The sequence below is a fragment of the Solilutibacter pythonis genome, assembly GCF_003697345.1.
In the GTDB taxonomy this organism is placed as follows: Bacteria; Pseudomonadota; Gammaproteobacteria; order Xanthomonadales; family Xanthomonadaceae; genus Solilutibacter; species Solilutibacter pythonis.
Genome location: NZ_RFLY01000013.1, coordinates 53071 through 76892 on the forward strand (window position 1 = coordinate 53071; position 23822 = coordinate 76892).

23 protein-coding genes, 1 tRNA gene and 1 pseudogene are annotated in these 23822 nt (G+C 66.4%); 13 read left to right on the top strand and 12 right to left on the bottom strand.

All coding sequences use genetic code 11. The features are described 5' to 3' along the window. The first annotated feature begins 16 nt into the window (after positions 1–16). Positions 17–92, top strand: a tRNA-Ala gene (locus tag EBB59_RS09540). A gap of 122 nt (positions 93–214) precedes the next feature. Continuing rightward, a complete protein-coding gene (locus EBB59_RS09545; RefSeq protein ID WP_122101932.1) occupies positions 215–2548 on the top strand; it encodes a Tex family protein in 2334 nt (777 codons plus the stop codon). 297 nt (positions 2549–2845) lie between these two features. Here the strand turns inward: EBB59_RS09545 and gspD are convergent, their stop codons facing one another. From gspD to gspG, 9 genes are read right to left on the bottom strand one after another with little or no spacing between them, the layout of a single operon-like run. Beyond that, a complete protein-coding gene (gspD, locus tag EBB59_RS09550; protein WP_122101933.1) occupies positions 2846–5035 on the bottom strand; it encodes a type II secretion system secretin GspD in 2190 nt (729 codons plus the stop codon). Positions 5036–5054: 19 nt separating this feature from the next. Next, positions 5055–5771: a hypothetical protein gene (locus tag EBB59_RS09555; RefSeq protein WP_147455560.1), complete on the bottom strand. Its 717-nt coding sequence runs from the start codon at positions 5769–5771 to the stop codon at positions 5055–5057. Then, complete coding sequence (gene gspM / locus EBB59_RS09560; RefSeq protein ID WP_122101935.1) at positions 5768–6397, bottom strand: type II secretion system protein GspM; 630 nt, start codon at positions 6395–6397, stop codon at positions 5768–5770. Before gspM ends, EBB59_RS09555 begins: the two co-directional genes overlap by 4 nt. Continuing rightward, positions 6394–7434 carry a PilN domain-containing protein gene (locus EBB59_RS09565; RefSeq protein WP_158601768.1) on the bottom strand — a complete coding sequence of 347 codons (1041 nt, stop codon included), beginning with the start codon at positions 7432–7434 and terminating at the stop codon, positions 6394–6396. The genes gspM and EBB59_RS09565 overlap by 4 nt, the downstream gene beginning before the upstream one ends. 44 nt (positions 7435–7478) lie before the next feature. After that, complete coding sequence (locus tag EBB59_RS13835; RefSeq protein WP_158601769.1) at positions 7479–8288, bottom strand: type II secretion system protein GspK; 810 nt, start codon at positions 8286–8288, stop codon at positions 7479–7481. Positions 8289–8311: 23 nt separating this feature from the next. Further along, on the bottom strand, positions 8312–8917 hold the full coding sequence (locus EBB59_RS13840) for a prepilin-type N-terminal cleavage/methylation domain-containing protein (RefSeq protein WP_158601770.1): 606 nt from the start codon (positions 8915–8917) through the stop codon (positions 8312–8314). Positions 8918–8922: 5 nt separating this feature from the next. After that, positions 8923–9396, bottom strand: a complete 474-nt coding sequence (locus tag EBB59_RS09575) for a type IV pilus modification PilV family protein (protein WP_122101937.1) — start codon at positions 9394–9396, stop codon at positions 8923–8925. Then, entirely contained in the window at positions 9393–9887 is a 495-nt protein-coding gene (locus EBB59_RS09580) for a GspH/FimT family pseudopilin (protein ID WP_122101938.1), read from the bottom strand. Before EBB59_RS09580 ends, EBB59_RS09575 begins: the two co-directional genes overlap by 4 nt. Further along, a complete protein-coding gene (gene gspG, locus EBB59_RS09585; RefSeq protein ID WP_122101939.1) occupies positions 9865–10335 on the bottom strand; it encodes a type II secretion system major pseudopilin GspG in 471 nt (156 codons plus the stop codon). The genes EBB59_RS09580 and gspG overlap by 23 nt, the downstream gene beginning before the upstream one ends. 360 nt (positions 10336–10695) lie before the next feature. Here gspG and EBB59_RS09590 point away from each other — a divergent pair, with 360 nt between their 5' ends. Further along, the gene (locus EBB59_RS09590; RefSeq protein ID WP_122101940.1) at positions 10696–12498 is read left to right on the top strand and encodes a S8 family peptidase; all 1803 of its coding nucleotides are present in this window, start codon (positions 10696–10698) and stop codon (positions 12496–12498) included. A gap of 119 nt (positions 12499–12617) precedes the next feature. Then, positions 12618–13115: a CinA family protein gene (locus EBB59_RS09595; protein ID WP_122101941.1), complete on the top strand. Its 498-nt coding sequence runs from the start codon at positions 12618–12620 to the stop codon at positions 13113–13115. A 3-nt stretch (positions 13116–13118) separates the two neighbouring features. On the opposite strand, the gene EBB59_RS09600 is transcribed toward EBB59_RS09595, so the two are convergent. Beyond that, complete coding sequence (locus EBB59_RS09600) at positions 13119–13499, bottom strand: YchJ family protein (RefSeq protein WP_122101942.1); 381 nt, start codon at positions 13497–13499, stop codon at positions 13119–13121. An 81-nt stretch (positions 13500–13580) separates the two neighbouring features. Here EBB59_RS09600 and lexA point away from each other — a divergent pair, with 81 nt between their 5' ends. From lexA to EBB59_RS09620, 4 genes are all read left to right on the top strand, one after another. Next, positions 13581–14231: a transcriptional repressor LexA gene (gene lexA / locus EBB59_RS09605; RefSeq protein WP_122101943.1), complete on the top strand. Its 651-nt coding sequence runs from the start codon at positions 13581–13583 to the stop codon at positions 14229–14231. Positions 14232–14404: 173 nt separating this feature from the next. Further along, positions 14405–15442 (top strand): recombinase RecA, encoded by a 1038-nt coding sequence (recA, locus tag EBB59_RS09610; RefSeq protein ID WP_122101944.1) that lies wholly within the window; start codon positions 14405–14407, stop codon positions 15440–15442. Between the two features lie 30 nt (positions 15443–15472). Then, complete coding sequence (locus tag EBB59_RS09615) at positions 15473–15718, top strand: DUF2188 domain-containing protein (RefSeq protein WP_122101945.1); 246 nt, start codon at positions 15473–15475, stop codon at positions 15716–15718. Continuing rightward, positions 15708–16250, top strand: a complete 543-nt coding sequence (locus EBB59_RS09620; protein ID WP_245979220.1) for a regulatory protein RecX — start codon at positions 15708–15710, stop codon at positions 16248–16250. The genes EBB59_RS09615 and EBB59_RS09620 overlap by 11 nt, the downstream gene beginning before the upstream one ends. A gap of 336 nt (positions 16251–16586) precedes the next feature. Here the strand turns inward: EBB59_RS09620 and EBB59_RS09625 are convergent, their stop codons facing one another. Then, the gene (locus EBB59_RS09625; RefSeq protein ID WP_122101946.1) at positions 16587–16796 is read right to left on the bottom strand and encodes a cold-shock protein; all 210 of its coding nucleotides are present in this window, start codon (positions 16794–16796) and stop codon (positions 16587–16589) included. A gap of 231 nt (positions 16797–17027) precedes the next feature. Between EBB59_RS09625 and EBB59_RS09630 the strand changes: the two genes are divergently transcribed. After that, the gene (locus tag EBB59_RS09630; protein WP_122101947.1) at positions 17028–17531 is read left to right on the top strand and encodes a DUF456 domain-containing protein; all 504 of its coding nucleotides are present in this window, start codon (positions 17028–17030) and stop codon (positions 17529–17531) included. Between the two features lie 220 nt (positions 17532–17751). On the opposite strand, the gene EBB59_RS09635 is transcribed toward EBB59_RS09630, so the two are convergent. Further along, positions 17752–19281: a fumarate hydratase gene (locus EBB59_RS09635; protein ID WP_122101948.1), complete on the bottom strand. Its 1530-nt coding sequence runs from the start codon at positions 19279–19281 to the stop codon at positions 17752–17754. A 124-nt stretch (positions 19282–19405) separates the two neighbouring features. Here EBB59_RS09635 and EBB59_RS09640 point away from each other — a divergent pair, with 124 nt between their 5' ends. The 4 genes and pseudogenes from EBB59_RS09640 (at position 19406) to EBB59_RS09655 (ending at position 23687) form a co-directional block, all read left to right on the top strand. Next, positions 19406–20032 carry a trimeric intracellular cation channel family protein gene (locus EBB59_RS09640; RefSeq protein WP_122101949.1) on the top strand — a complete coding sequence of 209 codons (627 nt, stop codon included), beginning with the start codon at positions 19406–19408 and terminating at the stop codon, positions 20030–20032. Positions 20033–20094: 62 nt separating this feature from the next. Further along, positions 20095–21015 carry a DUF5655 domain-containing protein gene (locus EBB59_RS09645; protein ID WP_122101967.1) on the top strand — a complete coding sequence of 307 codons (921 nt, stop codon included), beginning with the start codon at positions 20095–20097 and terminating at the stop codon, positions 21013–21015. 64 nt (positions 21016–21079) lie between these two features. After that, positions 21080–22930, top strand: a pseudogene (locus EBB59_RS09650) (ABC transporter ATP-binding protein). Between the two features lie 25 nt (positions 22931–22955). Next, a complete protein-coding gene (locus EBB59_RS09655) occupies positions 22956–23687 on the top strand; it encodes an NYN domain-containing protein (protein ID WP_122101968.1) in 732 nt (243 codons plus the stop codon). The last annotated feature ends 135 nt before the right edge of the window (positions 23688–23822 follow it).

The following is a 23822-nucleotide window of genomic DNA, read 5'->3' on the forward strand; positions in this document are numbered from 1 at the left end:
TGGCGGCCCGGATATCGGGGCCATAGCTCAGCTGGGAGAGCGCGTCGTTCGCAATGACGAGGTCGGGAGTTCGATCCTCCCTGGCTCCACCAATCGGAAAACCCGCCTCACGGCGGGTTTTTTCTTGCCCGGACGCACTTGTCAAGCTGTGAATGTCCGCGGCCAACGGCGACAATCCACGGGCGGCGCTTTGCCGCGTTTTCGTTTCGGACAAATGCAGGACAAGTCACTCGCGCAGAAGATTGCCGCCACCATCGCCCATGAGATTTCCGCCAGTGCCGGGCAGGTAAGCGCCGCCGTCGGGCTGCTGGACGAAGGCGCCACGGTGCCGTTCATCGCGCGCTATCGCAAGGAAGTCACCGGCGGACTGGATGACACCCAGCTCCGCACGCTGGAAACGCGTCTGGTCTATCTACGCGAGATGGAGGCGCGGCGCGCGGCGATCATCGAGAGCATCACCGAACAGGGCAAGCTGAGCGATGAGCTGCGTGCCGAGATCGAAGCCGCCGATAGCAAATCCCGGCTGGAAGACCTATACCTGCCCTACAAGCCCAAGCGCCGCACCCGTGCGCAGATCGCCCGCGAGGCCGGGCTGGAACCGTTGGCCGATGGCCTGCTGGCCGATCCCTCGCTGGAGCCGGAAACGTTCGCCGTGCAGTTCGTCGATGCCGAAAAAGGCATCGCCGACGTCAAAGCCGCGCTGGAGGGCGCGCGCGCGATCCTGATGGAACGCTGGGGCGAGGACGCCGCGCTGATCGGCGAACTGCGCGACTGGCTGCACCGCGAGGGTGTGATCCGCGCCCGGGTGATCGAGGGCAAGGAGACGGCGGGCGAGAAGTTCCGCGATTACTTCGACCATGCCGAGCCGCTGGCGAAGATCCCCTCGCACCGCCTGCTGGCGCTGTTCCGCGGCCGCCGCGAGGAGTTCCTCACCCTCGATCTCGAACCCGGCAACGACGTCGAACAAGGCAATGCCTATGCCGAGGGCCGCATCGCACTCAATGCCGGAATCAAACCGCGGGGCCGCGCCGCCGATGCCTGGCTCGGCAATGCCTGCCGCCTGGCCTGGCGGGCGAAGCTGCAACTGCACCTGATGCTCGACTTGTTCAACGAGGCGCGCGAGCAGGCCGAGGCCGAGGCCATCGAGGTATTCGGCGACAACCTCAAGGATCTGCTCTTGGCCGCGCCGGCCGGGCCGAAGACCGTGCTCGGCATCGATCCCGGCATCCGCACCGGCTGCAAGGTGGCGGTGGTGGACGCCACCGGCAAACTGCTCGCCACCGACACGCTCTACCCGCACGAGCCGAAGCGCCAGTGGGATCAGGCGCTCGCGGCGCTGAAGCGGCTCTGCACCACCCACGACGTGCAACTTATCGCCATCGGTAACGGCACCGCCAGCCGCGAGACCGACAAGCTGGCCGGTGACCTCATCAAACAGAACCCCGCGCTGAAATTGCAGAAGATCGTGGTCAGCGAGGCCGGCGCCTCGGTGTATTCGGCCTCGGAACGGGCCGCGCGCGAATTCCCGCAACTGGATGTTTCGTTGCGCGGCGCGGTGTCGATCGCGCGGCGCTTGCAGGACCCGTTGGCCGAGTTGGTGAAGATCGAACCGAAAGCGATCGGCGTGGGCCAATACCAGCACGACGTGGATCAGTACCGGCTGGCGCGGGCGCTCGACGCCAAGGTCGAGGATTGCGTGAACGCGGTCGGGGTGTTCGTCAACACCGCCTCCAGCGCGCTTCTCTCGCGCGTCTCGGGCCTGTCCGCCGGCGTGGCCGAGAACATCGTGATCCACCGCGACGCCAACGGCCCGTTCAAGCGCCGCAAGGATCTGCTGAAGGTGCCGAGGCTGGGCGAGAAGACTTTCGAGCAATGCGCCGGCTTTCTGCGCATCGCCGATGGTGAGGAGCCGCTGGATGCCTCCGGCGTGCACCCGGAGAGCTATGCGGTGGTGGAACGCATCGTGGCGGCATCGGGCCGCGCCACGGCCGGCCTGATTGGCGATGGCGGTTTCGTCCGCGCGCTGCGCGCCGAGGATTACGTCGACGAACGCTTCGGCCTGCCGACCGTGCGCGACATCCTGAAAGAACTGGAGAAGCCGGGCCGCGACCCCCGCCCCGAGTTCAAGGCCGCGCACTTCGCCGAAGGCGTCGAGGACATCAGGGACCTGCGCCCGGGCATGGTGCTGGAAGGCGTGGTCAGCAACGTGGCCGCGTTCGGCGCGTTCGTCGATATCGGCGTGCATCAGGATGGCTTGATCCACATCTCGATGCTGGCCGACAAGTTCGTGAAAGACCCGCGCGAGGTGGTCAAGGCCGGCGATATCGTGAAGGTGAAGGTGAAGGTGCTGGAGGTGGACGTGGCGCGCAAACGCATCGCCCTGACCCGCCGCCTGGACGACACCCCCGAAGCCCGTCCGCCGCGCCGCGAAGCCGATTCGCGCTCATCGCGCGACGACCGGCGACCGCCCCGTCCGGTACGGCCTTCCTCGGCCCCGCCCGTCAACAGCGCGTTGGCCGACGCTTTCGCCCGCGCCCGCAAGGGTTGATGGCTGGCTTCATCGGCCCGCTCCTTGTGGCGGGCCCGGGCCGCCCATGCCGGCGAGGCGTGACGGGGAAACATCCCTGTCCTGCCTGATTGGGCTATCGGCCGATGCGCGCTCGCTTCCGGGCGTGTATATCCAGTCGCCGCCAAGTCGGCAACGCTTTCCACCGGGCCGCTTCGTCTCCTATCAGCGCTCGGGCGATGGAAATCGCCCCGTGCGCTCAATCCCCTGACGCCGGTTGGATGCGGGCCCGCGCCGGCCGCGTCGCAAGCGGCCGGCCATGTCATGCAACCGCGCGGCTTAGCGCGGCTTCCTTGACGGGGCCCGCCGGATCGGTTCCAGGCCCTTGAAGCGGCGGCCGTATTCGTCGGTCAGCGCGCGCGCCTCGGCTGGGTTGCGGAGCAGGCGCGGGGTCAACAGGACGATCACCTCGGTGCGCGTCGATTTGTCGGTCTGCACGCCGAACAACCCGCCGATCACCGGCAAGCGCGAAAGGAACGGCACGCCGCTGGTGCCCTTGCTGGCCTCGTCGCTGATCAGGCCGGCCAGCATCACCGTATCGCCGCTTTGCACCGCCGCCTCGGTCTTCATCCGCCGGGTGTTGATGCGCACGTTGCCGTAGATGTCGGCCTGGCTGCCCGGGCTGCTGACTTCCTGCACGATGTCGAGGAAGACCATGCCGTCGCGGGTAACGCGCGGGCGCACCTTGAGGATGGTGCCGGTATCGAGATATTGCACCTGGCTGTAGGTATTGCCGCCGCCAGGCACCCCGGGGTTGACCGACACCGAGGCCACCGGGATGCGGCTGCCGACGTTGAGGGTGGCCTCGGCGTTGTTCTTGACCACGATCGAAGGCGTCTGCAACAGGCGGAAATCGGTGACTTTGTCCAGGGCCGTCAGCACGGCGGCGACGTTGGTGCCGAGGAAGTTCAGCGTGAGTCCGGCACCCGTGCCTTCGCCGAGGATGCTGCCGCCGGCCACGCCGAAGCCCTGGCGCGCCGCCGCGGCGGCGCGCAGCGATTCCGGCAAGGCGTTTTCCAAGTACCAGTTGACGCCGTAGCGCAGATCGCCGATCAGGTTCACTTCCACCACCTGGGCCTCGATGTGCACCTGGAGCGGCATCACGTCGAGACGCTGGATGACTTCCCGGATCGACTTCCACGCCGCCGGCGAGGCGCGCACCAGCAGCGCGTTGTTCTCCTCCACCGCGGCCACGCCCACTTGATCGCCATTGACCTGCAACCTGACCGCGCCGACGCCGCCTTGCGTCTGCGGGCTCAGCGACAACTGCCCGCCGCCCAGCCCGCCGCCGCCCGACATCGCGCCGCCCATGCCGCCGGGGTCGGGCTTCGCGGCGTCGCCGGACACCGCCACACCTTGAACCTCGGTCGGGGTCAGGCCGGGCATGATCGACGGCGCCGGCCCCGCCCCTTGTCCGCCCTGCCCGCCGAACACCTCGCCCAGCCGCTGCGCCAGTTCGCGCGCCTTCACGTATTTCAGCTCGTAGGTGTAGAGCCGACCGCCGCTGGCGCCACCATCGATACGGTCAATCCACTGCTGGATGTCGTCCAGATACGCCGGCTGCGAGGCGATCACCATCACCGAGTTGGACGCCTCCAGCGGCATGAAGCGGAACATCCCCGCCACCGGCGTGCGGCTTTGTTCCCCGAATACGCGTTCCAGATCAGTCACCACCTGCGCGGCGCGCCCGCTCTGTAGGGGGAACACGCCCACCGACATGCTGGCCATCCAGTCCACGTCGAAGGTCTGGATGGTGCGGCGATAGTTTTCCAACTCGGTGGGGGTGCCGGCGAGGGTGATCAGATTGCGTCCGCCATCCACGTTGACGATCGCCGAAGGCCGCGCATACGGCTTCAGTATCTTCTCCATCTCGGTCGCCGAGATGTAGCGCAACTCGAACGGCCGCACCTGGTAGCCGATGCCGCGCGCGCCGCTGCCCGGCCCGGTTGAGGGCGACATCAGGCCGCTGGCGACCGCCTGCTCGGTGGGGACGATGTTGTAGCGGCCATCGGCCCAAATCAGCCGGGCGTTGTTCCAGGCCAGCACGCTTTCCAGCAGGCGCAGCGCTTCGGCCTGCGTCACCGGACGCGGGGTGTTGATGTTGACCGTGCCCTGTACGCCCGGCGCGATCACGTAGTTCTGCCCCAGCATGTCGCCCAGGATCACCGCGATGATCGACTGGATCGGTTCGTCCTGGAACACCAGCGAGGTGCCGCCGCGGCCGCGCACCGGGCCGCTGAGCGCCGGTGCCGGCGGCGGTTGGATGGCGCGCTTGCTGCCATGGCGGATCATCGCGCGTGGGCCGTCCTCGCCTTCCAGCAGCACGCTTTCCTGCGCGGCGGCCTGGGTACCGGCGACACCGGTGCTGCGGGAAAGATCGGCGTCACGGCGCATATCCGGCACGGGCGCGGTGGCGCAGCCTGCCAGCAGAACGAAGAGGGTGGTGGCGGAAAAACGAATGAAGGTCATCGGGGGACTCGTGGCACGCTCAATGGGGTTCAGCAGGCGGGGCGGGAGGTGATGGCTGACGCATTTGCTTGCGTCGCTCCTCGATACGCCGGCGGATCGCTTCCACCTGCTGGCGTTGTTCGGTGGTGATGTCGTCTTGCGTCGCCGCGGCCTCGGCGGCGGCCGAGGCGCTCGTCATGGCCGCCGCTTCACTAGGGCTGCCGGGTGCGGGCGGTGCGGCGGCTGGCGGGGGCGTGTTAATGGCATCGCGAGCGTTCAGCTTGAGCACCTGCGACTGCTCGCCGTTACGAAAAGTCGCGCTACGCGGGCCGAGGTCGACCAGGCGCCATCCCGGCTGCCCCGTCACTTCCGCGCCCAGTTGCACCCGTAGCGGCTTGCCGCTTTGCGTCGGCGTGAGGGTGGCGAGATTGAGCCCGGGCGAGCGCACGATGCCGGTCAAGGTGGCGAGGAAGCTGTTGCCGGTCTCACCATTGACCGTCCCCTCCCCGCCCACGTCGGCAACGCGCGGGCTGCGGTCGTTGAAGAACAGCGGGCGCGCCCAGGCCGGGTCGGCCGGATTCGGCGCCGCAGGGGAAAGCGTGACGCTCTCGGGATAGGCCGGCTGGCGCGCCGGTACGGTTTCCACCCGGTATCCGGTGGGCGGCCAAAACCATGCCCAGCCGCAGAAGGCCACCGCCACCACCACGGCCAGCGTCCATAGCCGGGTCGAGACCGGCATCCGCCGCGCCGCGCTCATGGCGCGCCCTCCACCACTGGCGCGGCCTGCACGTAGCCGGAAACATTGAAGCCCACGTCCAGCACACCGGCGGCGGCCGTGATGATCGTCCCCGGATACTGCGGCGGCGCCGAGATGTTGAGCTCATCGACCAGTAGCGGCGGCTGGCTGGTTTCCAACAGATGGAGCAGTTGCAGCAGCTCGGCGTTGCCGCAGCGCAGCCGCAGCGCCAGCACCGCGCGCCGGGGGCGGGCGGAAGCGGCATCCGCCTGCGAGGGGTTGCGACTCACCACCTTGCAGCGCCGGCCTTCGCCGCTGACCAGGGCCACGGCCTGATCGACGCGCTCGGACATGCCATCCACCGCCTGAGCGATGCTGGCTTCCGGCAACCACAAGGGTTGCTGGCGAGCGGCGGCCTCGGCACGGGCCAGTGCGGATTCGATCACGCCACGCTGGGCGACCAGCGCCTGCGCCCTGGCCTGGCGTTCGGCCGATTGGTCGGCCTGCGCGCGCGCCGCCGCCCAAGGCTTCCACCAGAACTGGTGCAGCAGGATGCCGAACATCGCCATTACCGCCGCCAACAGCAAGATGGCCAAGTTGCGCTGGCGGCGCTCAGCGGCTGAGAGCGCGGGCGTCGCGGCGCTCATGGCTTGGCCTCGCCGCCCGCCGGCGCCAGACGGATATCGAGGGTGTAGCGATCGCCGCCCCGGCTGGCATCGGCCGCCACGGCACCCGACATCGTCACCTCGCGCCAGAGCGGGCTGCCCTGCAATGCCGGCACCAGACGGGTCGATTGCGGGGCGATGCCGGACAACTGCAAGCGCTCACCCTGCACGCTCAGGCGTTCGACATGACTGTTGCCTGGCAGACGCTCGGCCAGTGCGTCGAGCAGCACCGGCAGCAATGCGCGCCGGGCGCGCTGGGCCTGGATCTGGCGCGCGCCGTCGGTCAGGTCGGCGAGGCGCTGGCGCTGCTCGGCCACTCGGCGCGCCTCGGCGCGCTCGCGTTGCAGGCTGGCCTGGATGTCCGTCGCACGATGGCGTTCGCGCTGGAGCGAGCCCGCCGCGCCCGCCACCACCAGCAAGAGCGCGATGGCGGCCAGCGTCAGATTGCGTTGGCGCCAGCGGCTCATCGGCCGCGAACGCAGTTCCCGAGGCAGTAGATTGACGCCGGTCGGCCGACCCTCGTCATCGGCCGCATCCACGCCCTGCAACACGATGCCAAGCGCCTGCGCGCGCGCCAGCGACGGCGATAGCCGTGCCAGCGGCACCGCCACCAATTCGGTCTGGGCGGTGCCGGCCACCGCATCGAGCGCCAGCAGCCGCGCATCCCAGGCGACGGCATCGGCGGCGAACGGCGTCTGCCGATCGATCTCATAACGCAGCGCCTCGCGCAGATGGCCGGCCGCCGCCTGCGGCAGCTGCACCCGCGCATGCACCGCATGCCCCGCCGGCAGCAACAGCCAGCGCGGCAGATCGGGATGGCGTGCAAGCACCGCCTCCGGCGCGCCGCCGGCGGGCGAAGGAGCTGGCGCGGCATCGTCGCGGCGTCCGACCCAGGCGAATGCATCGGCTTCGTCCAATCGCAGCCATACGCCCGGCGGCGGCGGGAACCAGCGCTGGCGCCAACGCAATGGCAGGGCCAGGCGCAGCCCCTGCCCCCACCAGTCGAGCAGACGGTGCAACCCGGCAATCGCACTGGCGGGGGTTCGAACTTGTCGCGTTGGGATTACTGCTGCCATTTACCGTGTTCCCAAGCCAGCCAAGTGGAAGCCATGTCGCCGCTGCCGCGCGGAAATACCCGCAACACCACGACGATGCGTCCCGGCGGCTTGCCGGGACGTTCGGCGATCGATTCTATGGCATAAGTTCCGCTGCCGAATTCGGGGCCCGTGGTGGGTGCCGCATCCACGCCGGTGACGCCGGTCGCCGCCAACGCCTGCCGCATCAGCGGGCTGGCCAGACGCCATTCGGGCTGGCCCGAGGCGCCGTTCACGGTGAGTTCGCCGGCAATCGCGTCGAGGGTGGCCGGGGCGATGCCCGGCCACTGCCGCAATTCCGAGACGCTGACGATCTGGCCCGGCTTGTCGCCAGCGCTGGCCGGCGCGCCTGGCAACGGCGGCGCGGCGGCGGCCAAAGCCGTTTCGCCGCGGCGCTGGCTTTCGAGGCGCTCCACCAGCCGCGCGGCTTGTCCGGCGGGTACCTGCCGCAGTTGCAACAGGGCGCGCAGCAATTGGGGGTCGCCACGGTTGAGATCGAACTTGCCGCTCTCGTCGCGGATGTTCACGGTGATGTCCCAGCCTTCGAACCGCAAGCGGCGTGGGGTCATCGATGGTCCCCACGCCTCGCTGCCGAGGCCACGGTCGGTGCGAGCCACCGCGTAGACGATGCCGGCGCGCGCCGCCGCTTCGGCTTCGACCCGGTCGAACTGGGTGCGTGACTCGATGTGTCCGACCTTGGCGGCATAGGCCAGTACGCCGACCATGGTCATCAACGTGGCAATCAGCCACAGCACCAGCGGCAGGGCGAAACCACGCACGGACGATGAGGGAACCCGCCGCATCACGGCGCCGGCCCCGTCGCCAGCGGCAGGCGTACCCGCAACAGCGGCCATTCGTGCTGGCCGGGCCGCGCGGTCAACTTGACTTCGACCCATTCCGGCAGGATTTCCGGGCGCTTCCATTCGTCCAGCCACGGTCCCGGACGCCCGTCTTCGTCGCGCCCGCGATAGCGGAAACCAGCCTGTGCCAGGCCATCGACCAGCGTGGTCTGCGCACCGGGCTGGCAGCGCAGACCGGAGATTTGGCGCGGGCCGTTGGCCACGCACAACAATTGGCCGGCGGCAACGGGCTGCGCTTCGATCACCTGGCGCATCGGCCCCGCGAGCGTGGTGTACGGCGGCAAATCGGTGACGAACTCCATCCGCGCCGGGCCGCCAACGAACACCGTCTCTCCGCCATCGCCCAGGTCGAACTTCACCGCCATCGCGGCGGCAATACGCGCGCGCAGCAAGCCGAGCACGGCGTTGCGCTCGCCGTTTTCGGCCAACTTGGTCTCGCTGCGGGCCCCTGCCCGTGCCATTCCGCGCACGCTGGCGGCGGTGACGGCGATGGCGCTGGCCAGCAGCAAGGTCGCCAGCAGCACTTCCAGCAAGGTGAAACCGTGCATGCGCCTCATGGTTTGGGGGCCGGCCTGGGCGACGCCGCGCCGGGAATGTCGTCCGCCGGCCGGGCGGTATCCCCGACACGCAGGCCAACCAGGCGAATCGCATGTTCGCGCTCGCCATCGCGCCAGCGCACTTCCAGTACGCTGCGCCAGAGCCGCGGCTGGCCGTCGGCGCTCAGTATCAGCCCATCGGGGTCCCGGTATTCGCCGACTTCGCGACTCCAGCGGTAGCGCCCCGCGCCGACGCTGCCCGATTCGCGGCCGAGCGCCAGCGGGCGGCCTTCGGCCTCGTCGGCCAGCGACTGCGCCCACTGCGCGGCCTCGGCGGCCCGCCCCGACCAATCCACCTGGCGATAAGCGCGCGCCGAAACCGCCAGCGCGGTTGTCAGCACCAGCGCCATCAGTGCGAACGCCACCACGATCTCGATCAGGCTGAAGCCACGTTGTGCTCCGCCGATACCCCGCCCCGTACGTGCCCTCATCGCGCCGCCACCCGAGTGGTGCGGACCTGCCCGGTCAGCCAATGCACGTCGAGCCGCCAAGCCTGTCCGTTCTGCGCCAGTTCGATACGACCGCCACTGGAGGCGCCATCGGGAAAGAACACGATGGCGGCGCCTTCTGGGGTGCGCAACTCGGCCGCGGTGGTCATCGCCACCCGGCTCCTTTCCGGCAATGCCCGTGACGAGCGCCCCGCCGCCCGCCACCGATGCGCCCGCGGATCGACCACGAAGCGCTGCACGCGCTGTTCGCGCATCGCCCTGGCGCGCGTATCGCGCAGGCCGTTGGCCATCTGCGCCGCCGCCGCGCGCAGGCGTGGCCCTTCACCACTGCGCGAGAGCGCCGCGCTCATCATCAGCATGGCGCCCGACACCAAGGCCAGCACCAGCAGGATTTCCAGCAAGGTGAAGCCACCAGCGCTCCCGCTGGCGGGCAACGCCACGCGCGGCGGATTATTCGCTGGCGAGATCGGCATCGACACTGGAACCGCCGGGCTTGCCGTCGCGCCCGAAACTGACCAGCGAAAACGGCTTACCGCCCTCGCCCGGCACTTTGTATTGGATGGGATTGCCCCACGGGTCCTTCAGTTCGACCTCTTTGGCATAGGGACCGAGCCAACCGCTGCTGCCCTGCGGCTGGGTGAGCAGTTCATTGAGCTTGGCGGGGAACTGGCCGACGTCCATCTTGTACTGCTCGATCTTGTCCGCGGTGGTCTGCAACTGGGCCTTGGCCAGCCCGACCTTGGCGCGATCGCCACCGCCTAGGATGCGCGAAGCGGCGAACGCCACCACCACGCCGATCAACATCACCACCAGCACGATCTCGATCAGGGTGAAACCGGACTGGCGGCGGCCAAGCCGTTCACGACCACGGACAAGGGCTGGAAGACTCCGATTGCGCGACTGCTGGAACGCTTGCTTCATGCACTGCACCTTCGACGGAATGGACGGGTTTATTCCACAGTACATCGCGACAGTCGGCAAGCTGTCCCGAACAGGCCCCGGCAGTACGCGGACAGACCTTAATCCGACCGGAAATAGCGGGTTTTCCGAAGAAATACCTAGTGAAATCGTGGCGAGATGAATCATGCACCAATCGCCATGAGATGCATTTTTATTTCGGAACAGTGACAGCGATCGCATTGCTCTATGGAAAAACTGACGTATAAGGTCATTTATGGATGCTTAAGGTCAGCAGCTTCCATCTGCCGGCACGGCTATCTTCACGTCGCCGTTCCCGGCATTTCCCTGAGCTGACACAGCGATATCAAGAGGTAATGTTCTATGTCAAGGAAATCGAGCAAAACCCTTCGCAAGACCCTGTTGGCCGCCGCCACGGCGACCATGCTTTCACCGTTCATCGCCGGAACGGCCTTCGCCCAGGCGAAGATCAATACCGTCGGCATTGACAATCCCGCCGCTTACAACGGTTTCATCGTGCGCTACAAAGACGGCACAGTGCAAAAGCGCAACCCCGCCACCGTGCAGCGTTCGCTGGACACGACCGAATCGATGCTGCCGAACACGATGGCCCGCAGCGCCGGCAATCTCGGCAACCCGGTCACGCTGAAACACTCCCGGCGACTGTCGATCGGCGCCGACCTGATCCGCCCCAATCGCAAGCTCAACGGGCTGGAAGCCGAAACGCTGATGCGCGCGCTGGCCGCCGACCCCAACGTGGAGTACGTCGAGCCCGACTACATCATGGTCAAGAGCTGGACACCCAACGACCCCCATTACAGGCTGCAATACGGCTACGGCAGCGGTGCCGGCGGCATCCGTGCCGACCAGGCCTGGGACACCGCCCGCGGTAACGGCATCGTGGTGGCGGTGCTAGATACGGGTATCAGCGCCCACAGCGATCTGGACGCCAACGTGCTACCGGGCTACGACTTCATCAGCAGCGCCACCGCCGCACGCGACGGCAACGGCCGCGACAGCAACCCGCGCGACGAAGGCGATTGGGTCACCGCCAACCAGTGCGGCGGCGTCCATGAGGCCCAGAACTCCAGCTGGCACGGCACTCACGTCGCCGGCACGGTCGCTGCGGTGAGCAACAATGGCCGTGGCGTGGCCGGTACCGCGCCGAGCGCACGGATCTTGCCGGTGCGCGTGCTGGGCGCGTGCGGCGGCGCCACTTCCGACATCGTCGATGCCATCACCTGGGCCTCCGGTGGCAGCGTCAGCGGCGTTCCGGCCAATGCCAACCCGGCCGAAGTCATCAACATGAGCCTGGGTTCCACGGTTCCCGCCGCCTGTTCCACCAGCTACCAGAACGCGATCAACGCCGCCACCAGACGCGGCACCATCGTGGTGACGGCGGCCGGTAACGACAACACCACCGCCAACCATATGCCGGGCAACTGCGCCAACGTCATCAACGTCGGCGCCACCGATGCCTCTGGCGGACGCGCTTCCAGGTTCTCCAACTACGGCCGGCGCGTCCATATCTCGGCGCCTGGCGACCGCATTGCCTCGACCGTGAATACCGGCACCACCCGGGCGGCAAACGAAGGCTATACCTACATGAGCGGCACCTCGATGGCGGCGCCGCACGTGGCCGGTGTGGTCGCGCTGGTGCAATCGGCGGTCAATACGCCGCTGACCCCGGCACGGATGTTGCAACTGCTGCAATCCACCGCCCGCCCCCTGCAGGTAAGCTGCCCCGAAGGCTGCGGCGCCGGCATCATCAACGCCAAGGCGGCGGTCGATGCCGCGACCGGCGGCGGTGGCAGTGGCAGCGATGGCGGTGGCAACACCCCCGGCCCGAGCCCCGACGCCAACGTGCTACAGAACGGTACGCCAGTGAGCGGGATTTCCGGCACCAGCCGCAGTGAACGGAAATGGACGGTGCAGGTACCGGCCAATCGCAGCCGGCTGCGTATCACCCTGTCCGGTGGCAGAGGCGATGCCGATCTGTACGTGCGTTTCGGCAGCGCACCGACCGCCACCCGCTACCACTGCCGTCCCTACCGCCGCGGCAACAACGAAGCCTGCATCTTCAACGCCCCGTCCGCGGGCACTTGGCACGTGATGGTGCGGGGCGATAGTGCGTTTTCCGGCGCCAGTCTGACCGCGACGTACTGAGCGATCTTGGCGTGCAACCAGAACCCCGGCTTCGGCCGGGGTTTCTTTTTGCCCGGCACACTGGTCGAAGCCGGATATACGGGTGAGAATGCGGGCAACGAACATCCCCGGTTCATTCAATGCCCGTTCCCACCGATATCGAACTCGACACCCTCGCCCAGCGGCTTGGCGAACGGCTGCGTGCCCGCCACGACATGCTGGTGGCCGCCGAAAGCTGCACGGGCGGCTGGATCGCCAAGACCGTGACCGGCATCGCCGGCTCCTCGGAATGGTTCGATTGCGGCATGGTCGCTTACAGCTACGAGGCCAAACAAGCGCTGCTGGGCGTGCGCCCACGGACATTGGAGCAGCACGGCGCGGTCAGCCGGGAATGCGTGGTGGAAATGGTCTCCGGTGCGCTTTCTCACTCCGGCGGCACGGTGGCGGTGGCGGTAACCGGCATCGCCGGACCTGGCGGGGGAAGCGACACCAAACCGGTCGGCACCGTCTGGGTGGGGTGGAAACGACGCGGCGGCTATGCCCGGGCCGAGATGTTCCATTTCGAAGGCGACCGCGACGTGGTCAGGCGGCGAACGGTCGCCGCCGCCTTCGACGGTCTGCTGCGGGAAGCGGACTGAGCCTCAGCCGATATCGCCATCCACGTAGTACCAACGCCCCGCTTCCCGCCGGAAACGACTGTTCTCGCGCAATTGTCGGTGCCTGCCGTTATCGAGATACCTGGCGACGAACTCGACTTCTGCGTGGTCATCGTCGCAGCGACGATGCGCCAGCACCTTCAACCGCAGCCATTTGAGCCGCGTCAACGCCTCCAGCAATGGCCCTTGCGGCCGGGTCGAGGGGTGCCAGCTTGCCCTCAGATAATCCTCCGCCCCCAATACATAAGCGCTGTAGCGCGAACGCATCAGGGCCTCGGCATCGGCGGCGGGCGCGCCGGCATGCAGGCGGCCGCAGCAATCCGCGTAGGCGCGGGCGCGATCGCAGGGGCAGGTTTCAGCTTTCATATGGAATCCATTGCAGCAGATCGTCGCCGATGCGGCTACCCGGGCTTGCGCACTTACGAAGTTAGTAGTATTACTACTCACATGAGCAACGACACCCTCACCGACATCCAGATGGCCATCCTCGCCTTCATCGCCGAGCGCATCGAGGCCGATGGCTATCCCCCCACCCAGGTGGAGATCGCCCGCGCCTTCGGCTTCAAGGGCGTGCGCGGCGCCCAGTACCACCTGGAGGCGCTGGAAGCGGCCGGCGCAATCGAGCGCAAACCCGGCATCGCCCGCAGTCTGCGCGTGCTACGCCCGCCGCAGTCACCGCAAGCCGGCCTGCCGCCGGATACCCTCGATGACAACGCCGTGCATCTCCCGGTGCTGGGCCAGGTCGCCGCCGGCCAGCCGATCGGGGCCGACATCGGCGCCGACCAAGTCTTGATTCTCGACCGCGTGCTGTTCTCGCCCAAGCCCGACTACCTGCTGAAGGTCAAGGGCGACTCGATGATCGACGAAGGTATCTTCGACGGCGACCTGATCGGCGTTCACCGCACCAGCGAGGCCCGCAACGGCCAGATCGTCGTCGCCCGCATCGACGAGGAAATCACCGTCAAGCTATTGAAGAAGAACAGCGAGCGCATCCGCCTGCTGCCACGCAACCCCGATTACGCGCCAATCGAAGTGCTGCCCGGCCAGGACTTCGCTATCGAAGGTCTGTACTGCGGCCTGGTGAGGCCAAACCGATGAGGCTTTCACCTACACACATCGCCGCGCTCCGCCGCTGCCGCGGAAAACCCATGGAAAATATCGTCGATGCATGGGCTGTCGTCGCAGCCTGTGCGACATCGGCCATCTAGCCTGTGCGCATCGATAGCTCCACTCCTACTTCCCAATCCAAATCCAAGCAAAAGGACACCCCGATGGACGAAAACCGCAAACGCGCGCTGACCGCCGCCCTCAGCCAGATCGAAAAGCAGTTCGGCAAAGGCTCCGTGATGCGCATGGGCGACCGCGCCATCGAGCAGGTCGAAACCATCGGCACCGGCTCGCTGATGCTCGACTTGGCATTGGGCATCGGCGGCCTACCCAAGGGCCGCGTGGTGGAAATCTACGGCCCGGAATCCTCCGGCAAGACCACCCTCACCCTGCAAGCCATCGCCGAATGCCAGAAGATCGGCGGCACCGCCGCCTTCATCGATGCCGAGCACGCGCTCGATCCCGTCTACGCGCAGAAACTCGGCGTCAACGTCGACGACTTGCTGCTCTCCCAGCCCGATACCGGCGAGCAGGCCCTGGAAATCGCCGATATGCTGGTGCGCTCCGGCGCGGTGGACATGGTGGTGGTCGACTCCGTCGCCGCGCTCACGCCCAAGGCCGAGATCGAGGGCGAGATGGGCGACCAGCTCCCGGGCCTGCAAGCCCGTTTGATGAGCCAGGCCCTGCGCAAGCTGACCGGCAACATCAAGCGCAGCAATTGCCTGGTCATCTTCATCAACCAACTGCGCATGAAGATCGGCGTGATGATGCCGGGCCAAAGCCCGGAAACCACCACCGGCGGCAACGCGCTCAAGTTCTACGCCTCGGTGCGCCTGGACATCCGCCGCATTGGCGCGGTCAAGAAAGGTGACGAGATCATCGGCAACCAGACCCGCATCAAAGTGGTCAAGAACAAGCTGGCTCCTCCGTTCAAGCAGGTCGTGACCGAAATCCTCTATGGCGAGGGCATCAGCCGCGAAGGCGAACTGATCGAGATGGGCGTCAACGCCAAACTGGTGGACAAGGCCGGCGCCTGGTACGGCTACGACGGTGAGCGCATCGGCCAGGGCAAGGAAAACGCCCGCAACTATCTGAAGGAAAACCCGCAGATCGCCGCCAAGCTGGAAGGCCAGCTGCGTGAGAAATTCATCCCCGATGAAACCTCGCGCGATGAGCGCGAGACCGCCGCTGCCGGCGAATGAACCAGCCCCGTCCCACAAAGACACATGACAATGAGCAAGGATCAGGACAGAACGGTCTACAAACGTAGCGACGGCCAATGGGCCAACAAACGCAACGATTCGAATCGCGCATCCAGCCTTCATTCCACCCAACGGGCAGCGGAGGTCGCCGCCCGGGACATGTTGAGGAATCAGGGCGGTGGCGAGCTGACCACCAAGGGCGTCGATGGTCGTATCCGCAGCAAGGACACCATCGCTCCCGGCAACGAGTCATGGGTCAAGGATCGTGAGCACTGATGACCAATCGCCCGACGGCGATGCCAGCCCAGGACGCCGGAGCCGCCGTCGGAAGACCTCGCCCGAACCCACACCGAACCAGCGGGCGCTGTCCCTGCTGGTTCGGCGTGAGCATTCGCGCAAGGAACTCACCCGCAAGCTGTGCGTCAAGGGCGTGCCCCGGAGCGAGGCCAAGGCCGCCGTCGCGTACATGACAGAAGCCGGCTGGCAGAGCGACGAACGCTTCGCCGAGAACCTGGTGCGCAGCCGAGCGGCGCAAGGGCAAGGTCCACTGCGTATCCGTGCCGAAATGTCCAGCCACGGTTTGGACGAAACCATCATTGGCGCCGCGCTTGCTTGTTGCGAGGAAGACTGGAGCCGCCTGGCCTTCAATCTGGTTCAACGCCGCTTTGGCCCTGGCCTCGCCGAAGACCGAGAATTACAACGCAAGGCCGCCGGGTTCCTGCTCAGGCGCGGCTTCAGCATGGAACAGATGCGCCGAGCCACCCAAAGCAGTGAATTCGACGAATTCTTCGAAGAGGGATTCCTCTAGTACATTGAATTGCATGGCCGATTGTCCACTCCGCTCCCAAGCGAATCGTCGAGATGGGCGAGCGTAGGATGATGGACCGCGCAAGTCGAACGAACGGATCGCAACGGGCAGTTCATTGCAACGGGAGTCCAAGGCGAGCAACCGCGTCAAACGCCGACTTCGCCGGCGCCAGACCACTTCGTCATTTGATTCGGCCCTCGGGCCATCTCCCTGCACGCGCCCATTCAAACGCCACTTTGAAAGCCGGGCCAGCTTGAAGGGGCCTCATAAAAAAGCCCCGGCTCGCACCGAGGCTTGTCGATTCGATCTGCGAATCCAAAGAATTTTGAAGCGGATTTACATCGGCTCGACGGCATCAGCCTGTAGGCCCTTTTGCCCTTGCACGACAGTGAACGTCACCTTCTGGCCTTCCTTCAGGGTCTTGAAACCCTGGGACTGGATGGCACGGAAGTGCACGAAGACATCCTCACCACTTTCGCGGCTGATGAAGCCAAAGCCCTTGGCATCGTTGAACCACTTGACGGTGCCGGTTTCACGGTTCGACATCAAACTTGCTCCTTGGAATATTGCAGGGTGAGTGCCGACAGACCGCCGACACTGCTGGTTACAAGGAGTAAGTAAACGGTCAGACGACGCAGCATTACGATGAAGCCGACACGCCAGGCCATGGTCACGGCGACCCTTGGAACTCAGCGCCGCCAAAGTAGCGCCGCGATCATGAAAATGCAATCAGACCATATCTGTTGCAATGTTCTCCCCACAAGCAACCCGATACCTATGGACCACTCCTCGATCTTCTATGTCCTGGCGGCGATTCTGGTCGCCATCGGCATGCTCGGCATCCTGCTCCCCGCGCTGCCGGGCCTGCCGCTGGTGTTCGCGGGCCTGCTGCTGGCCGCCTGGGCCGACGGTTTCCAGCACGTGCACTGGGGCTGGATGATCCCACTGGGCCTGCTCACCGCGCTCTCGCTAGCGGTGGATTTCTGGGCCACTGCGATGGGGGCCAAGCGTGTCGGCGCCAGCCGGCTGGCGCTCGTGGGGGCAATGCTCGGGACGCTGGCTGGCTTGTTTTTCGGGCCGTTCGGGCTATTGGCCGGCCCCTTCGTGGGGGCGCTGGCCGGAGAACTGCTGCACCGCCGCCGGCTGAGCGGCAACGATCTGGGCGATGCCGCCAAGATCGGCCTCGGCACTTGGCTCGGCATCGTTTTCGGCGTGGTGCTCAAGCTGACGCTGGCGTTCGCCATGATCGGCCTGTTCGCGCTGGTCTGGCTGATCCCTTGAATCTCCCGCCCCGCCATGAACCATGCGGTCTCCCGGCGCGAAAGATCGCCGTCTGCTCATGTAACCCAAGCCCAGCCGTTCGCCTCGCAGATGTCAGACCACTCGTGGACGCCGGGGCGCGCGCGCTCGACGGGCCGGTAGCGGCAGCGGATACGCAGTGCCGACAACGGGGAGCGGGCGAATCGCCCGGCCGCCGCCGGCAACGCGCGAACAGGCTGGTTCAGCCCTCGACCGTCACCGGGATACCGGCAATCCTGGCCGCCCACTCCTTCGGGCCGGTCTGGTGCACCGAAGCGCCACGTGCATCGACGGCCACGGTCACTGGCATCTCTTCAACCTCGAATTCGTAGATCGCCTCCATGCCCAGATCCTCGAAAGCCAGTACGCGGGCGGCCTTGATCGCCTTCGATACCAGATAGGCACTGCCACCGACCGCCATCAGATAGGCCGCGCCGTGGTCGCGGATCGCCTCGATCGCCGCCGGGCCGCGCTCGGCCTTGCCGACCATGCCGAGCAAGCCGCTCTTTTCCAGCATCTGCCGGGTGAACTTGTCCATCCGGGTAGCGGTGGTCGGGCCGGCGGGTCCCACCACTTCCTCGCGCACCGGGTCGACCGGGCCAACGTAATAAATGAAGCGACCCTTCAAATCCACCGGCAACGCCTCGCCACGGTCGAGCATGTCGGTCATGCGCTTGTGCGCGGCGTCGCGGCCAGTCAGGAGCTTGCCGGAAAGCAGCAGCACATCGCCGGGCTGCCAACTGGCCACTTCGTCCTTGGTCACGGTATCGAGGTTGACGCGCTTGCCTTTGCTGGCGTCGTAGGTCAGCTCTGGCCAGTCTTTCAGCGATGGCGGGTCGAGCATCACCGGGCCGCTGCCGTCCAGGGTGAAATGCGCATGGCGGGTGGCGGCGCAGTTGGGGATCATCGCGACCGGCAGGTTGGCGGCATGGGTCGGGTAATCCTTGACCTTGATGTCGAGCACGGTGGTCAGCCCGCCCAGCCCCTGCGCGCCGATGCCGAGCGCATTCACCTTGTCGTGCAACTCCAGTCTCAGCTCCTCGGCGCGGCTGGCGGGGCCCCGCGCCTTGAGATCGGCGATGTCGATAGGCTCCATCAGAGCTTCCTTCGCCAGCAGCATCGCCTTTTCTGCGGTACCGCCGATGCCGATGCCGAGCATCCCCGGCGGGCACCAGCCGGCGCCCATGGTCGGCACCGTCTTCAGCACCCAATCGACGATCGAATCGGATGGGTTGAGCATCGCGAACTTGGATTTCGCTTCCGATCCGCCGCCCTTGGCCGCCACGATCACCTCCACCGTACGACCCGGCACCAGCTTCATGTTGACCACCGCCGGCGTGTTGTCGCCGGTATTGCGGCGCTTGCCGGCCGGGTCGGCCAACACCGAGGCGCGCAGTTTGTTGTCCGGGTGGCGGTAGGCGCGGCGCACGCCTTCGTTGACCATTTCCTCGATGCCCAGGTTGGCATCGTCCCAGCGCACGTCCATGCCGATTTCGAGGAAGACGGTGACGATGCCGGTGTCCTGGCAGATCGGGCGGTGGCCCTCGGCGCACATGCGCGAATTGATCAGTATCTGCGCCATCGCATCCTTGGCCGCGGGCGATTCCTCGCGCTCCCAGGCAATGGCCAGGTTCTGGATGTAATCGACCGGGTGGTAGTAGCTGATGTATTGCAGAGCGTCGGCGACCGACTGGATGAAATCTTCCTGCTTGATCGAAACGGGCTGGCTCACGGCGGGCTTCCGATGGGTTGACCGGCCATTTTAACGGCTGCCCTGGCGGCATCCGAGCGGATGTTTCGATGCCCGCGATCGCCCCGTCCGATCGCGTCGTTCAGTTATCGCCGACAATGCCGCGATGCACAGCCTGATGACCTGTCTCGACCTGATCGGCACCTTCGTTTTCGCGCTTTCGGGCGCGACGCTCGCCGTGCGCCATCGCCTCGACCTGTTCGGCGTGCTGGTACTGGCTTTCGCCACCGCCAGCGCCGGCGGCATCGCCCGCGACGTGCTGATCGGCGCGGTGCCGCCGGCCGCGCTCAGCAGTTGGCACTATCCCGCCATCTGGATTGGCGCGGGGCTGGCCGGCTTCTTCTGGAGCCAGGCGATCGAACGCGCCCAGCAGCCGGTACGCGTGCTGGATGCGATGGGGCTGGCGGTATTCGCCGTGGCCGGCACCGCCAAGGCGCTGGAGGCCGGCATCTCGCCGCTGATGGCGCCGCTTCTCGGCGTGCTGACCGGCGTCGGCGGCGGCATCGTCCGCGACGTGCTACTGGCACAAGTGCCGCTGGTGCTGCGCGCCGAGTTGTACGCCGTGGCCGCGTTCGCTGGCGGCGGCGTAGTGGCACTGGGCGCCGCGCTCGGCCTGCCGCCGGCCCTCACCACCATCGTCGGCGCCGTCATCGCCTTTACCTTACGCATCGCGGCGCTGCGTTTCGGCTGGAACCTACCAGTCGCGCTGCAAGCAAAAAACGACGACGATTGAACCCCTCGCACACTTGGCCTGGCGGTCTCGGATCGCCAGGCCACCGACGAATGGAAACCCGCATGAGCGACCTACAGCTCTTCCGCCTGCATCGAGACACCGTGGCGGAACTACCCGCGCGGCCGGCAAAGCTCGAAAAGCATCTGCAATCGCTGATCGAAACCCACATGTGCACCTTGCTGGGCGTGCGCTTTCTCGCCAGCGAATACGCCACCGGCAAGACCCACAAAGGCCGGATCGATTCTCTGGGGCTGGATGAGAACGACTGCCCGGTAATCGTCGAATACAAGCGCCACAGCACCGAAAACGTGATCAACCAGGGGCTGTTCTATCTGGACTGGCTGCTCGACCATCAGGCCGAATTCCGTTGGCTGGCGATGGAGCGGTTGGGCAAGAGCGTCGCCGAGGACATCGACTGGGCCGGCACCCGCCTGATTTGCATCGCCGCCGACTTCACCCGCTACGACCAACACGCCGTGCAGCAGATCGCCCGCAACATCGAATTGCTGCGCTACAAACTGTTCGCCGACGACCTGCTGTTGCTGGAACTGGTCAACTCGGTGAGCGTGGACGACGCCACCGGAACCGCCACGGGCGATGCGGGCACCGCCAGGTCGAAGGCCCAGGGCAAGGACAGAACCTTCGCCGAACAACTCGCCTTGGCCGATGCGCAGACCCGCGAAGTGTACGAATCGCTGGCCTCGTGGCTGCTCGCGCTGGGCGACGACGTGCAGGAACGGCGGCTGAAACTCTATACCGCCTTCCGCCGCCTCAAGAACTTCGCCTGCGTGGTGCTCTATCCCAACCGCATGCTGGTCATGCTGAAGATCGATCCCGACAGCACCCGGTTGGAAGAAGGCTTCAGCCGCGACGTGCGCCAGATCGGCCACTGGGGCACCGGCGAGCTGGAATTGACCCTGCGCACCCCGGCCGATCTCGAAAAAGCCAAACCCCTGTTGGAACGCAGTTACCTGGAAAGCTGAGGCCCGCCCCGCCCCGCGCCGAGAAGGCACACGACGACGACACCCGCCCCCGCATACTGGCCCGATGCCGCCCGCCTCGCCCTCGCAACTGAACTTCCGCCAGCGCTTCGGCGCGATGCGCAATATCCCGCCGTTCCTGCGCGGGATATGGGCGACCAGCAAAACCATGACGCTGGCCAGCCTGGGCATCCGGCTGGTGCGCGCCCTGCTGCCCATCGCCATGCTCTACCTGGGCAAGCTCATCATCGACGAGACGGTGCGGCTGGTCGCACTCGATGTCCCCACGCAACTCCAGGCCGCGTGGCAGACCGGCTAACTCGCCCACATTCTGTGGCTACTGGCCACCGAATTCGCGCTCGCCATCCTCTCCGACCTGCTCGGCCGGCTCACCAGCTACGTCGACACCCTGCTCTCCGAGCGCTTCACCAATGCCACCAGCATCCGCTTGATGGAACATGCAGCCACCCTCGACCTGGAAGATTTCGAGGACGCCGAATTGCAGGACAAGCTCGACCGCGCGCGCCGCCAGACGATGAGCCGGATGAACCTGATGAGCCAGTTGTTCGGCCAGGCGCAGGATGCGATCACCGTGGCGAGCTTCGCCGCCGGCCTGCTGGTGTACGCACCGTGGCTGATCGCGCTGCTGGTGGTGGCGCTGGTCCCGGCCTTCATCGGCGAATCGCATTTCAACGCGCTCAACTATTCGCTCAATTTCCAGTGGACGCCGGAGCGACGGCAACTGGAATACATCCGCCAAATGGGCGCGAGCGTGGAGACGGCCAAGGAAGTCAAGATATTCGGCCTCAACCGCTTCTTTATCGAACGCTTTCGCCGGCTGTCCGACCAGTTCCACGCCGCCAACCGCCAACTGGCCGGCCAGCGCGCGCTCTGGGGCACGCTGCTGGCCGCGCTCGGCACGCTGGGCTATTACATCGCCTACGCCTACATCGCTTGGCGCACGGTGCGTGGCGACTTCACCATTGGCGACCTGACCTTCCTCGCCGCCAGCTTCCGCCGCCTGCGCCAATTGCTGGAAAGCCTGCTGACCGGCTTTTCGCAAGTGACCGGGCAAGCGTTGTATCTCGACGACCTGTATGCCTTCTTCGACATCCGGCCCGAGATCGTCTCGAAACCGGATGCCCTGCCATTGCCGCAGCCGATCCGCCAGGGCTTCGTGTTCGAGGACGTCGGCTTCCGCTACGCGGGGGGCGAACGCTGGGCGTTGCGTCATCTTTCCTTCGAACTGCGCGCGGGCGAAGTGCTGGCGCTGGTCGGTGAGAACGGCGCGGGCAAGACCACGCTGGTGAAACTCCTGGCCCGGCTCTACGACCCGGACGAAGGTCGCATCCTGCTCGATGGCCGTGACCTGCGCGATTACGACATCGACGCGCTGCGCGCCAACATTGGCGTGATCTTCCAGGATTTCGTGCGCTACCACCTGAGTGCCGCGGAGAATATCGGCGTCGGCTGGATCGAGGCGATGGACGACCGCGCGCGGATCGAACGGTCCGCCCGGCGTGGCATGGCCGACGCGATGGTCGCCAGTCTCCCGAAAGGCTACGAGCAGATCATCGGCCGGCGCTTCAAGGAGGGTGTCGATCTTTCCGGCGGCCAATGGCAAAAGATCGCCATCGCCCGCGCCTATATGCGCGACGCCCAGGTGATGATCCTGGACGAACCCACCGCCGCGCTCGATGCGCGCGCCGAATACGAGGTGTTCGAGCGCTTCAAGGAGTTGTCCGAAGGCAAGACCGCCGTGCTGATCTCGCACCGTTTTTCCAGCGTGCGCATGGCCGAACGCATCCTGGTGCTGGCCGATGGCAAGGTCGAGGCCAGCGGCAACCACGCCGAATTGATGGCGCAAGGCGGGCGCTACGCCGAACTGTTCGAGCTGCAAGCGGCGGGGTATCGTTGAGCCGCCTCCGCCGATGGATACCGACATGGCCGCACCCGCCCGCGTCACCCGCTTCGCCCTGCTGATCGATGCCGACAACGCCCAGGCCGAACGCCTGCCCCTGCTGTTGCAGGAGATCGCCAAGTCCGGCCAGGCAATCGTGCGCCGCGCCTACGGCAACTGGACTTCCCAGCATCTCGCCGGGTGGAAGAAATCCCTACTCGATCATTCCGTGCAACCGATCCAACAGTTCAATTACACCACCGGCAAAAACGCCACCGACAGCGCATTGATCATCGACGCGATGGACCTGCTCTACGCCGATCACCTCGACGGCTTCTGCATCGCCTCCAGCGACAGCGACTTCACCCGGCTGGCCGCGCGCATCCGCGAGCAGGGCCTGATCGTTCACGGCTTCGGCGAGCGCAAGACACCGCAGGCTTTCGTCGCCGCCTGCGACAAATTCACCTACGTCGAGAACCTGGGCATCGAGGAAACCGTCGAGAGCGGCCCCGCCAACCCGCGCAAGCTCAAGCGCGACGCCAGGCTCGACGCCCTGCTGCGCGAGGCCGTCGATGCCGCCGCCGACGACGATGGCTGGGCGTCGCTGAGCGCGGTCGGCAGCAACCTGTCGCGGCTGGCCTCGGATTTCGACACCCGCAGCTATGGCTTCGGCAAACTCAAGGACCTGATCGTCGCGCATCCGCGCTACCAACTCGACCCACGCAAAGGCGCCGATGGCCGCGCCAACATGGTCTACGTGCGCGACAAGGGCTAGAACGCCCATGACCACCCCGGATGGCGGCGGCCTCCGGCCCGTCTTTGCGGCGCGGCGGACACTCATCGGCGGGGGGCCGCGCTCGCCCCACGGCCACCCGCCGGAATTTGAGAATAGTCAATGCCCCGCCATGCC